8 protein-coding genes are annotated in these 12,666 nt (G+C 69.0%); 1 reads left to right on the plus strand and 7 read right to left on the minus strand.

The features are described from left to right. Position 1: 1 nt before the first annotated feature. The 7 genes from VKQ35_RS20705 to VKQ35_RS20735 form a co-directional block, all read right to left on the minus strand. On the minus strand, positions 2–1,258 hold the full coding sequence (locus VKQ35_RS20705; RefSeq protein ID WP_324364669.1) for an efflux RND transporter periplasmic adaptor subunit: 1,257 nt from the start codon (positions 1,256–1,258) through the stop codon (positions 2–4). Between the two features lie 84 nt (positions 1,259–1,342). Further along, positions 1,343–3,262, minus strand: a complete 1,920-nt coding sequence (mdoH, locus tag VKQ35_RS20710) for a glucans biosynthesis glucosyltransferase MdoH (RefSeq protein WP_324364671.1) — start codon at positions 3,260–3,262, stop codon at positions 1,343–1,345. Between the two features lie 135 nt (positions 3,263–3,397). Then, positions 3,398–4,093: a DUF998 domain-containing protein gene (locus VKQ35_RS20715; protein WP_324364675.1), complete on the minus strand. Its 696-nt coding sequence runs from the start codon at positions 4,091–4,093 to the stop codon at positions 3,398–3,400. Positions 4,094–4,313: 220 nt separating this feature from the next. Beyond that, positions 4,314–5,258 (minus strand): M48 family metallopeptidase, encoded by a 945-nt coding sequence (locus VKQ35_RS20720; RefSeq protein WP_324364677.1) that lies wholly within the window; start codon positions 5,256–5,258, stop codon positions 4,314–4,316. A 46-nt stretch (positions 5,259–5,304) separates the two neighbouring features. Next, positions 5,305–7,374, minus strand: a complete 2,070-nt coding sequence (locus tag VKQ35_RS20725) for an adenylate/guanylate cyclase domain-containing protein (protein WP_324364679.1) — start codon at positions 7,372–7,374, stop codon at positions 5,305–5,307. Positions 7,375–7,429: 55 nt separating this feature from the next. Then, entirely contained in the window at positions 7,430–8,323 is an 894-nt protein-coding gene (locus tag VKQ35_RS20730; RefSeq protein ID WP_324364680.1) for a hypothetical protein, read from the minus strand. Between the two features lie 156 nt (positions 8,324–8,479). Then, positions 8,480–10,489 carry a DUF3604 domain-containing protein gene (locus VKQ35_RS20735; RefSeq protein WP_324364683.1) on the minus strand — a complete coding sequence of 670 codons (2,010 nt, stop codon included), beginning with the start codon at positions 10,487–10,489 and terminating at the stop codon, positions 8,480–8,482. 453 nt (positions 10,490–10,942) lie between these two features. Here VKQ35_RS20735 and VKQ35_RS20740 point away from each other — a divergent pair, with 453 nt between their 5' ends. Next, on the plus strand, positions 10,943–12,661 hold the full coding sequence (locus VKQ35_RS20740) for a ShlB/FhaC/HecB family hemolysin secretion/activation protein (protein ID WP_324364684.1): 1,719 nt from the start codon (positions 10,943–10,945) through the stop codon (positions 12,659–12,661). The last annotated feature ends 5 nt before the right edge of the window (positions 12,662–12,666 follow it).

Consider the following 12,666-nt stretch of genomic DNA (forward strand, 5'->3'; position numbering starts at 1 on the left):
GCTAGTTGCCGATCCGGACCTGTCCGCGCGGCGGGCCGCCCGGCGCGCCCGGCGGGCGAGCCGGCGCCTCGGTGGGCGCGCCTTCGCCGACGATCACCTTCTCGCCGGCCTTCAGCCCGCTCAGCACCTGGGCGGTGACGTTGTTGTTGACGCCCACCTGCACCTTGCGGACCGCCGGCGGCTTCTTCGGATCGGTGAGGATGCGGACGGTGTATGCGCCCGATCCTTCCGAAGTATGGGCGCCGGCGGACGTCAGAGCCGCCGAGGGGACCGTGAGGACGTGCTTCTGCGAGGCCAGGATGATGTAGACCTGGGCGGTCATGGAGGTGCGCAGCACCCCGTCCGGATTGGCCACCTCGAAGAGGCCGTTGTAGTAGACCGCCGCCGTCGAGGATGGGCTGGCGGTGGCCGTGGTGGCGCTGGTGATCGAGTCCGGCGCGGGCTCGATGGCGCGCAGCTTGGCGTAGAAGCGCCGGTCGGGGTCGCCCAGGATCGTGAAATAGACGCTCTGGCCCGGATGCACCTTGACCACGTCGGCCTCGGAGATCTGCGCCTTGATGGTCATGGTCGCGAGGTCGGCCAGCTTGACGATGGTCGGCGCCGATTGCACCGCGTTGACCGTCTGGCCCTGCTTGGTCTGGATCGCCACCACTACGCCGTCGATGGGCGCGGCGATCTGGGTGTAGCCAAGGTTCACGCGTGCGGTGTCCACCGAGACGGTGGCCTGTTTGATCAGCGCGTTGGTGGCCGCGAGGTTCGCCTCGGCGCTCTTGGCGGCGGCCTGGGCGGCCTCCAGGTCCTGGCGTGAGCTGGCCTGGGCGGCGAAGGTCGTCGACTGGCGCTGGAGGAGCAGCTTGTCCTGCGCCAGCGTCGCCTCCAGCGACAGTTTCTGGGCCTTCTGCTGTTCAAGGGTCGCCTGGGCGATCAAGAGGGTGTTGCGCTGGGTCGCCGGGTCGATCTCGGCGATCACCTGGCCCTTCTGGACGCTGTCGCCCAGCGCCACCTTCAGGGACTTCACCTGACCGGAGACCTGGGCGCCCACGTCGACCAGTTGGAAGGGCTGCAGCGTGCCGCTGGCCAGCACGGTCTGCTCGATGTCGCCGACCGTGGCGGGTGCGGTGATGTAGCGGGGCGGCGGCTTGTTCGGGAAGAAACAGCCCTTGGCCAGGAACAGCACCACCAGGACCGCTATGCCGATCGCCACATAGCGGCCAATGCGGCGCGCCTTGGGGGGCGCCTTCGAAGGAGATATCGCCATGAAGCCCGCCCCGTCCTGCAAAGGCCAAGGTGGCGCGCATCGGGCGAGTTCTCAAGGCCTGCTGCGAAACAGTCGCAGCCGGTTCTAGATCGAGGCCGCCTGCTGGGCTGGCGCCGGACGCGCGAGCGGGCGGATGACGACCGGCATGGCGCTGAGGCCGTGGTCGTCCGGCGTGGCCAGCAGGCCGGCCCGCGCCATCCGCTCGCCCAGGCTGAGGCGAGAGGTCAAGACCGCCAAGGGCGCGGCGAACAGCAGCGGCAGGACGATAGGGGCAAAGCACAGCGCCATGTCGGGCCGGAACGCGAGCGCCGCGGCGAACACCAGGCCGGCGATCATCTGCCAGGTCATGGCGCGCAGGGCGTCGCCCCAGGCCAGACCCTGCGCGTCGCGTTGCTGCGGCCGCCAGCCCACATCGCGGCCGCGGAGGGTCAGGAACACCGCGCGGGTGTTGGCGATCATCATGATCGGGGCCAGCGCCGCCGACAGGACGATCTCCAGCGACATGCTCTTCAGGACCGCCGCTCCGCCGCCGAACGCGCGGCGCTCGCCGGGCCGGCTCAGCACCAGGGCGCAGCCCAGGAGCTTGGGGCCGATCAACAGGATGCCCGACAGCAGGGACGTCAGCATGAAGGGCGTGAAGCTGGGGTGCAGGAAATACCAGAACGAGCCCCAGTCGGCCGGATAGCGCAGCTGCAGGACAAGTCCGATCGCCAGGCCCGCGAACCACAGGACCGACGACAGATAGGCCATGGCGCCCATGCCCAGCTGCGAGCGGCTGAGCGCGTGCAGCCCGGGCGCGCCGATCAGGCGCAGGTGCTGCAGATTGCCCTGGCACCAGCGGTGGTCGCGCTGGATGAAGTCGGTGAGCGTCGGCGGGGTCTCTTCGCAGCTGCCGTCGAGCGCGGCGGTGACGTGCACCGCCCAGCCGGCGCGGCGCAGCAGGGCCGCCTCGATCACGTCATGGCTCAGCACGTGGCCGCCGAACGGCTTGGCGCCGGGGAGGATCGGCAGGCCCGCGGCTTCGGCGAAGGCGCGCACCCGGACGATGGCGTTGTGGCCCCAGTAGCTGGCTTCCGCGCCCGCCCACCAGGCCAGGCCCGCCGCGGCGACCCGGCCATACATCCGCACGCCGAACTGGCTCATCCGCGCGAACGGCGTGCCGGCGCCGGTGATGGTGGGCGCGGTCTGGATCAGGCCGACGCCCGGATTGCGCTGCATGGCGTCGGCCAGGCGCAACAGGGTTTCGCCGGCCATCGAACTGTCGGCGTCGAGCACCACCATGAAGCCGTAGGCCGCGCCGAACCGGCGCACCCAGTCGGCGATATTGCCGGCCTTGCGCTCCAGGTTCTTCGTCCGGCGGCGCAGGTATAGGCGGCTGTGCGCCAGCGGGCGCAGCGACAGGAAGGCCGCGCGCTCGGCGAAGATCACCTCGTCGCGGGTGGAGTCGCTGAGCACGAAGATGTCGAAGGCGTCCGAGGCGCCCAGCCGCGCCAGCGAGGCGTCCAGCGCCGCCAGGCGTCCAAAGGCGGCCTCGGCGTTTTCGTTGTAGATCGGCATCAGCAGCGCCGTGCGGGTGGTCGGCAGCGGCGGATGCGGCGCAAAGGCGAGGTCGTCCTGTTCGCGCCCGGTCTTGAGCACGAAGAGCCCGGCCAGCGCGGTGCAGAACCAGCAGGCGATGGCGCTGACCAGCACGACGAAGACGCCGAAGCCGAGCGCCTCTAGCCCATCGAAGCCGCCCCGGCGATAGAGCAGGAAGGGGCCGATGGCGACCAGGGCGGTCAGGATCGCCGCGCCGCCGAACACGGCCAGGCGCCGCGCGGCGATGTTGGCGGGCGAGGTGGCCGGCCGGAAGGCCTCCGCCGGCGCGACGGGCGTATCGAGCGACGCGTCGAGCGATTGGCGCGGCATGGCCAGCGGCGCTTCCGGCGGCAGCCAGAAGGCGGGCGTGACGTCGGCCTCCCGCCAGTCGGCCGATCTATCGAAGCGAGTCGCCAGATCGTTCATGCGCGTCCCGTCCAAGGCCCCAGCCGTCTGAAGCGGCGTCGTCGATGTTGCGACGCAACATTCAGCCGATTCGCAGACAAGCAATCACGGAATCGTGAACTCGCCTAAATCACTGATCGGTGGGTGTTGTCCAGCCTATTTTTGCGGCAGCGGCGCATCGCGCAGGGAGCGCTGCAGTGCAAAAGCTGTCACGCCGACCCAGCCTACGAGGAGGATCGCATACCCGCGTTCCCACCATCCGACGTTGGCGTCGTTCACCAGACTGGGCAGGACCAGGTGTTTGGTGAGCACGGTCAGGACGCCCATGGCGGCGAAGACCAGGGCCAGAAACAGCTTCAACCGCTTCAGGCCCGCGAGCGGCCAGAGCCCCCAGATGAGCAGCAGCGGGGCGAGCTGGATGCCCAGCGCCAGGTTGATCGCCAGATGCCGGCGGTCAGGCCAGTGATAGATCGCCGCCTGGGCCAGGCCCGCGCCGGCCAGCGCGAAGACCGCGGCGGTCAAGGCCCCGGCGAAGCGCGCGTTCGCCAGCCTGACCATCGCCAGGCAGAACCCCGCGCCGGCCAGCGCAGCCATCACCCCGGCGGCGAAGACGCCCGCGTTGAAGATCAGCGGATGGGCCGCCGAGGGGCCGCCAAGCTCGCTGAGGTACTGCCGGGCCGGGTTGAACCCTGGATAGGCGGCCATGGCGGCGAGCGTCGCGGCCAGCGCCAACAGGGGCGCGGCGACGCCGCAGGCGAGCAGCGGCCCTGCGGCCAGAGCCAGGTCGAAGGACGGACGGGGAGAGGCTGGGCGCACCGCGCCATTGATCGGCAGATTTCCGTCGCCTGTCACGGGGCGCCGTGAAAACCGTCCGGGCGCCCAGAACTCAGGCGAAGCGCTCATCGCGCGGGCATCTGGAACGAAGGCGCCTGAAGCTGCGCCATAGGCTTGGCGCGAATCCGCAGGCTGATCGCCAATGACGCCACACCGGCGGCCGCGGATCGACCACACCGCAGCCGCTTGTCGTGCGAGGCCGCCGTCGCAGCTCCCCTGGGATGGCGGCCTCAGACCCTCAGGTCAGGCGGAAGTGGGTGCGGGTCGGGAAGTCTTCCTTGAGCTCCGCCCAGCCGGGATGCCCGTTGCTGGGCGCCACCGGCGACTTGTCCTTCAGCGCCACGGCCTGCAGCCGCTTGATGCGGTCCTTGGTGCCCGGATGGGTGGCGTAGAGCGAGGTCGTGGCCTTGGTGTTGGGCGGCACGAGCCTGAGCAGGGTGTTGTAGAAGTCGCTGGCGTGGGCGCTGTCGTAGCCGATGGTGTGGAACACCGGCACGATGTGGCCGTCGGCGGTGTATTCCAGGTCCTGCGAATAGCCGCTGGTGATCATGTCGTAGACCGGGCCTTCGAAGGCGGTCAGCACCTCGCTGGTGGCGAAGGCGCCGATGGACCCGGCCTTTCGCGCCGCGGCGTCGACGACCTGCTGCTTGGCGATCCCGCCCATGCCCTGGACGAACTTCTTGTTCTTGATCTGGGCGACGCCGTGGCTGAACTCGGCGTGGGCCAGTTCGTGGCTGATAACCGCCGCCAGCTCCTCAGGCGTGGCCACATAGCGGATCAGGCCCTTGTGGATCGCCAGCTTGCCGCCCGGCAGCGCCCAGGCGTTGACCGTCTCATTGTCGACCAGCGCGATTTGCCACTTCAGGTTGGCGCGCTTGGAGGTGGCGATCAGCGGCTCGGCGAAGCGGCGCAGGGCGTCCTGGGCGTTCTGAGAATTGTAGAGGCCGCCGGACTGGTCGATGAACCGCTCGTAGTAGGCGTCGCCCATGGAGATCTCGTCGGCTTCGGAGATCTGCATGCTGGCCAGCACATTGGCGGCCTGCCCCGCCAGGTCGACCATCTTGCTGGCGCCGGCCGGCATGTTGCTGACGCCGGGCAGGCCAGACAGGCTCGGCAGGCCGCTGAACTGGGCGAGCGCAGGCGTCGCGGCGCCGACGAGGCCGGCGGCCCCGATGCCGGTCAACAAGGTCCGGCGTCCAAAATCTGCGGGATGATCCATCAGCTTGCCCTCACTTGTGCGTCATCGTGAACTCGCCCTGCCAGTCGGCGGGCGGCGGCGTCTCAGAATAGGTCTCGCAGCGCTGCGCGTACACCGCCGATGGCGGATCGGTTGGCGCCAAGGCCAGGAAGATGGCCCGCGCGGCGGTGAAATCGCGCGCGTCGTGCAGGGCCAGGCCCTCGTCGAACTTCGCCAGCCTGGCCAGGACATCCTCGGCCACGGCGCCTCGCCGGCCCACCACCTCGAAGACGGTGATCGGCTCGGTCTTGCCCTTGACCACCAGCCGGTCGAGGCGGCGCAGCACATAGCCGTCGCCCAGCCGCTCGGCGGTGAGCTCGCTGATCATGATGTAGGTGCCGTATTCCTTGTTGGCGCCTTCCAGCCGCGCCGACAGGTTCACCATGTCGCCGGTGACGGTGTAGTTGAGCCGTTGCGCCGAGCCCATGTTGCCGGCCACCGCGAAGCCGCTGGAGATCCCGATGCGGGTGCCAAGCTTGCCCGACGGCAGATAGTCGCCGACCACGTCGCGGTTGAAGGCCACCAGGGCTTCCTGGCAGTCCAGCGCGGTCTCCACCGCCTTCTTCTCGGCGTCCTCGACCTGCACCGGCGCGCCCCAGACCGCCATCACCGCGTCGCCGATGAATTTGTCCACATAGCCCTCGTGGCGGGCCACCACGCCTGACATCAGGGTCAGGTAGCGGTTCATCAGCTCGATCAGCTTCTCCGGGGTGTCCTTCAGGCTCTCGCTGATGGTGGTGAAGCCGGCGATGTCGGTGAACATCACCGTGATCCAACGCTTGTCGCCGCCGAGCTTCAGCGCGTCCGGGTTCTCCATCATCTGGTCGACGAGCGCCGGCGCCAGGTAGTGGCGGAAGGCGTGCTGCACCCAGCGCTTCTCCTTGTCCTCGACCACGAAGCGGTAGGCGTAGATCAGGCTGTAGGCCAGGATCGCCGTGGTCAGCAGGCTGGGCCCCGGCGCCACCACCCTCTCCTCCAGCGCCACGACGGCGCCGACCAGCTCCAGCGCCACGGTCGCCAGCCCAAACAGCAGGCCGGTCACCGGCGGCAGGAACAGGAAGAGCATGGAGAGGAAGGCTGTCGCCGCGGCCACCACCACGAACACCCATGGGCCCGGGGTCTCGTGCAGGGCGATGTTCTTGGTGAGCGTGTTGATCGCCGCGGCATGGATCATCACGCCGGGCATGGAGCGGCGTTGCAGGCCGGCGGCGAAGCGGCCCGGATCGGCGGCGATCACGCAGGGCTTGGGCGCGGCCCGCGCGCTCGCGCCCTCGTCCCACTCCAGGCGCTTCGCGCCGCGGAAGCGGTCCTCGACGTCCAGGGTCTCGGCGAACAGCACCACCTTGCCGGCGAAGGCGCGCTTGAAATAGTCGGCTCGCCTGGCCTGGGAACAGGCGAAAAGGTCGCCCAGGCTATAGACCGGCACGTCGCCGGGTCCGGTGTTGTAGTTGATGATGAAGTCGGTCTTTGGCGGCTTGGCTCCCGCGCGGGTGGCGAGTTCAACCCCGAAGGACGGCGTTTCGCCGCCGCCCTCGTTGGGGAAGGCCCGCACGTACCTGCGGACCACGTCGTCCTTGTCGAGCGTGAGCGTGACCGAGCGGATATTGTCCTGGCCGCGCGCCGCCAGCACCTGACCCGGGTAGGGACCCAGCACCTCGCCGGAGAGCCGCGTCTCGCCCATCACCAAGTGGTTCTGGTCGGCGGCGGCCCGCAGGGCCAGCAGGAATGGCCGATCATAACCCAGCAGCAGCTCCGGCCGGTCCAGCGTCGTCGGCAGAATCATGTCGAGGCCGATGGCCTTGGGACCGGCGGCGTCCACGGCTCCGATCACCTCGGCGTAGTAGGGCGTCCAGGCGACCTTGGGTGTGTTGGTGAAGGGATCGGTCTTGTAGGTCTGCTCGTCGATCGCGACGACCACCGCGTCCGATTTCGACGGCGGGAACAGTGGCCCGTAGGCCCATTGCCGCAGCGGCAGCAGGAAATCGACGCCTCGCAGGTCAAAGACCCGGGCCTGCGGCACGCTCGAAACCGCGCCGGCGACCAGGCCCAACAGCACCGCCACGAGCAACCTGCGCCGGTGGCGCTTCAGCCACGGCCCGGCCTGGCCCGTCAGCTCCCTAAGGGGCGGAAAGCGGGACAACGCGGTTGGCCATGGTGTCCGCCTCGTCCAGCGCGGGGTTGATCGAGAACAGCGCGCTGGCCACCACCTTGTCGCCGGCCACCGCCTCGACCTTGAAGGGTTCGCCACGCGGCAGCGGCGCCTGGCCGGCGGGGTAGGCCACCCAGTCCTGGGTCGCCGTGGCCTGCCAGATCACCTGGCCGTCCTTTTCCATGTCCTTCACCCGGATGGTGACGGCGCCCAGCGCCTTGTCCCATTTGAACACCGGGGGTCCGGACTTCAGTTCGCGCTCATCCCAGTTCGCGCCGGTGAATGGCGTGATCCGGTTGACCGTCGCGCCGGCTTCGGACGCGCTGGCCAGGATGATCGGCTTGGCGATGCGGCAGCCCGGCGTCGCCCTGGTCTGCAGCTTGCCGCCGACCACCCGGCTGCCGGTCGGCTCGACCGTGACCGTGCCGCCGGTGATCACCTCGGAGTTGCAGCCCGACAGGTAGCTCAGCGTGACCGCGCCCTTGGGCCCGAGGGTGAAGCTCTGCTTGGCGAAGACGTAGTCCATCTGCCGCACGGCCGTCGTGCCCGAGACGGAATCGACCACCGCCACGGCGTCGGTGCCGAGCTTATGCAGCGGCGTTCCGGCCTGGCCCTGCAGCCCCATGGGCCCGGCCCCGGCTGGAGGCGCTGTCGCGGCCGGTTGCGCCGGCTTTTGCGCCGGCATGTGGGCCGTCACCTGATCGCCAACCCCCTTGAGGAAGCCGCCCAGTTGATAGGCCTGCGCGGGGCTCGCAAAGCCGAGGCTGAGCGTCGCCGCGCCCAGAACCGAGAAGGGCAGGGCCGCGAAAGGCAGGGCTGCGCGGCCGGATCGGCGCGCGCGGAATCGTTCCGTGGTCGTCATGGTCGCCTCGCACATGTCCCGTGCTGCTTGCAGCTGCGCAGTGGGCGTATGAACCAATCTATCGCCGGTATGCCGACGAGGCCATGGGTAACGCGCACAGGGCTTAAAGTTCGCGTGCGGTGCGAACCTTGGCGCCGGTCAGCCTTCCGATGGCCGCTAGGATTTCGGCGGGGTGAACCAGATCGGCGACGACCAGGCGCGTTCCTGGATGGTGGCCGGGCGGCTCTTGGGGATCGGCAGGTTGTTGGCGATCGCCAGATAGGTGCTCCACCGGGGCGTCGGAATCTCCAGCACGCGGGCGTAGTAGACGGCCGGTTTGGCGGCGTCGAAGGTCGGGTCGGTCCATTGCGCGCTCAGCAGCGGCGCGCCGATGGTGTTGGCGTACTTCCCGGTCTTGAGGTCGACGGTGTCGCCGACCGGCGGGGCCTTGTTGGTGGCGGGGTTCTCGTGGCGGCCGCCGGAGAGCGCAACGTTGAAGATGCGCTCCTTGTAGCCGTCGCCGTCCTTCCAGATCTTGATCACCTGGATGCGGTCGAGGTTGGCCCCGTCCGGATCCTTCACGGCCTGCAGGACCAGGGTCGGCGCCTTGATCGCGGCGGGCCGGGCCGGCAGGTCGGCGCCCATGGCCACGCCCTTGGCGTAGGCGGTCTTCACCCAGTTGGCCTGGGCGGTCATCGCCTTGGGATAGGACCAGCCGCCGAACATCCGCACGCGGATGCGGGTGCCGGTGGTCGCGAAGGTCTCCTTGCGCTTGAGCGCCGCATAGATCGAGTTGCGGGTGTTCTCCTCGGCCCAGACGCCGGTCAGGCCGCCGGTGCCGACCTCCAGGGGGGTGGCCAAGGCGTGCGCCTCGCCCTTGTCGTCGGCGTCGGAATCGAGCCGGGCCGGAGACCTGATGATCTCCAGCAGCCGCCTGGCGGCGTCGCCCCGCGGCAGCATGGTGTTGGGATCGACCGCCAGCGAGCCGCCGACGCCGTGCTCGTCGGTGGTCGAGAGGCCATTGTGGATGTCGGTCGCGCCGACCAGGCCGTACTTGTACGGGTTCACCCCTTCGCGGCCCTGCAGCACCAGGCCGCGGCCCAGCGCCTGGCGGATGTAGCTGCCGTCCGGCTTGCTCTTGATCGACGGGCGCGAAATCAGGTGGTCGTAGATCTCGAAGTTGGCGAACTCGTCGTTGGGCGACAGCGCCGGGACGGTGTCGGACTGGCCCTTGTTCTGGGCGATCTCGGTCAGGGGCTCGTTGAGCGCGCGGCGCTGGGCGTAGGCCTCGCTGATCGGGCGTTTGTCGCTGTCATTCCAGTCGTACATCAGCCCGTCGGAGGCGTCGCCGTTGTGCGGGATGGCGATGACGTCGATGCCCTTGGCGCGCACCGCTTCCAGGAAGCTCCAGAGGTCCTCGGGGCGATTGGACTGGGCCGAGGTGAACGGCTGCGGCGCGTGGTCGGAATTGAAGAAGACGTTGCGGTGCAGGTTCCGGCCGTCCGGGGCGGAGGTCCACTCATAGGCGATGAAGGTGGTGAACTTGCCGGGCCTGTAGTTGTCGTTGGCCGCCTTGACCTGCCGGGCCCAGGTGTCGGCCATGGCCTTTTCGGCGTTGAGGTCGGTATTGCCGGCGCCATGGCCGTGCGCGCCCTCTATGGCCTTGGCCACGATGACGAACATCTGGTGCGGATCCTTGGCGATCTGCAGGCCGGTCGGCGATTTGGATGCGGCGCTGTTCGGGTCGTCGAACTGGTTGGCGACGCCCATGAATTCGGAGTGGTCGGTGACCGCCATGAAGTCGAGCGGCCAGGCGCGCCTGGCCGGCACGTCGGCCTCGCCGCTCATCGATTCCTGAACCTTGGCCTGGACGGCGGGGACCATGACCGTCTCGCCGCGGGCGAACTTGTAGGCCTGGTCGGGGGTGACCCGGCTGCCGAAGCTCCAGGCGTCGAACGACATGGTCGTATGCAGGTGCAGGTCGCCGAAATAGGCGTGGCGCAGGTCGGCCGCGGTGGCGCTGTGGTAGGCCACGCCGGGCGGGGTGGCGGTCTCGGCGGCGGCTGCGTTGGCCGGCGCGGCCTTGGCCCGTCCGCCGCTCCAGAGGCCCGGGATCGTCTGGGCGCCCACGAAGGCGAGCGCGGCCGCGGCGCAGCCCGCAGCGAGAAGAAGTCGGCGGTGTGGCATGGCTGGCGGCTCCCCTACGCTCTTTTGACCTTAGCCTAGCTGATTTCGCCAGGTCGCGGCAGGATTTTGTAACTCACCGGTATCAATCACAGGAGCGCGCCGACCGGCCCGAAGCCTGCGGCGAGATGTCTCCATTTTCGGTTGTGCCCGGCCCGGGCAGTCCAGGCGTCCGTCGCGGCGTATCTCTACGACTTTGGTCGTAAGACTTTAGTCCGATATCGCCGCCACTGATCAGGTGTTAGATAGTCTGTTGTCGCCAGATAATCGATCTGATCTGCAAGGCGTCGGCAAAACGGCAACAGAATTCGCCTTTCCGTTGAGTCTACCGGTCAACGCTCCCGTGAAGCGCGCGAATGTCTAGAATCAAAGTCGCAAAATGCGTCCGATTGTGCTTTCGATTTCGGATCGGGTCTTGCGGGGGTGCAAGACAACGGGCGCAAGGCGACAAATACAGTGAGCGTTGGGGTCGCAAACCTGCGCGAGATTCTGCTCGCGGCCGTGATCTGGGCGCTGGCCAGCCATGCGCTGGCGCAGGCGCGACCTGCGGCGCCGCCGACCACGGCGGCCTCGACCAGCGTCACGCCGAGCAGCCAGGAGCTCAATCCCGATGCCCGCCGCGGCGCGCGTCCCGCGAGCAACAACTCAGACCTGTTCGCCCCGCCGACGGCGCCGCCCTGTCCGCTGTCGACCTCGACCCTGACCTTCAAGCTCGAGGCGGTCGACGTGGTCGGCAGCTCGATCAGCGCCCAGGTGGTGAAGGCCGCCTACAGCCGGCTGCTCGGCACGGAGATCCCGGTCGCGAAGATCTGCGACATCCGCGACGACCTGTCCCTGATCCTGTTCCGCCGCGGCCGCCTGGCGCGGGTCGAAATCCCTGCCCAGACGATTTCCGGCGGGCGCCTCAGGATCGAGGTCACCGAGGCGCGCATCGTCGCGGTGCGGGTGCGCGGCGACATCGGTCCGGGCCAAGACCGGGTCGAGGCCTATCTCGACAAGCTGCGCGGGATGACGCCCTTCGATCTCGACACCGCGCAACGCTATCTGCTGCTGGCCAGCGACGTGCCGCGCGTGCGGGTGACGGCGGCCTTGCGCCCCTCGGCCGAGGGGCAGGGCGCCATCGACCTGGAGGTGCAGCTTTCGCGCGACCCGATCAACGAGCTCGCCGCGGTGCAGAACTCGGGCTCGGATTCGCTCGGCCCCTGGGGCGCCCTGGCCCGGGTCGACCTGAACAGTTTCACCTCGTTTGGCGAGCGCACGACGCTGATCGCCTACGACACCATTCCCAGCAGGGACCAGTGGATCGCCCAGCTGGTCGAAGAGGCGCGGTTCGGCTCGAGCGGGCTGATGGGCCGCGTCTCCCTGGCCTATGGCCAGTCGCGGCCCGGCGGCCAGCTGGCGCCGCTGGAGCTGCACGGCCAGTCGTTCGTCGGCACCGGCGAGCTGCGCTATCCGATCGTCCGGCTGCGGCGCGAGAGCCTGTATGCCGCGGCCGGGGTGGACTTCATCGACCAGACCACGGCGTTCCCGGGCGGGGACGTGCTGGCCGACGACAAGCTGCGGGTCGTCTGGACCCGGCTCAGCGGCGATTTCACGCGCGAGCTTGGCCATCGGATCGGGCTCGCCGCCAACGGCGAGCTGGAGGCGCGCAAGGGTTTCACAGCCCTGGGCGCCAGCCGGGCGGGCGACCCGGGCCTCTCGCGGCTGCAGGGCCGGCCCGACGCCTGGCTGGTCCGGTTCGACGGCGAGAGCCACCTGACCTGGCGCTGGTTCGATCTCGGGCTGCGGGCCCAGGCGCAGTACAGCGACCGTCCGTTGCTGGCCTATGAGGAGATGGCGGTGGGCGATCTGACCATCGGCCGGGGCTACGAGCCGGCGATCCTCTCCGGCGACCGCGAGGCGAGCGCCGAGGGCAAGCTGCAGATCCGCCCGCTGCAGGTCTTCAAGGGCGTGACGCTGTCGCCCTTCGCCTTCTACGACATCGGCAAGGTCAGCAACCTGGACCTCGGTTCGCAGGACCGCATCCTGCGCTCGGAAGGCGTCGGCCTGGACGTGCGGCTGCCCTTCGGCGTCCAGGCGCAGATCGCCTATGCGCACCCGTTCGATCGCCCCTTTCCGACGTCACTCGACAGACCGGCACAGAGATTGCTGGTTCAACTCGTAGTCGCACGCTGAGCAGG

It is taken from the genome of Phenylobacterium sp. (genome assembly GCF_035309685.1).
Taxonomy (GTDB): Bacteria; Pseudomonadota; Alphaproteobacteria; order Caulobacterales; family Caulobacteraceae; genus Phenylobacterium.

Coding starts and splice junctions, on each gene's coding strand:
- VKQ35_RS20705 (WP_324364669.1), bottom strand. CDS start 1,258: ATGGCGATATCTCCTTCGAAGGCGCCCCCCAAGGCGCGCCGCATTGGC.
- mdoH (WP_324364671.1), bottom strand. CDS start 3,262: ATGAACGATCTGGCGACTCGCTTCGATAGATCGGCCGACTGGCGGGAG.
- VKQ35_RS20730 (WP_324364680.1), bottom strand. CDS start 8,323: ATGACGACCACGGAACGATTCCGCGCGCGCCGATCCGGCCGCGCAGCC.
- VKQ35_RS20735 (WP_324364683.1), bottom strand. CDS start 10,489: ATGCCACACCGCCGACTTCTTCTCGCTGCGGGCTGCGCCGCGGCCGCG.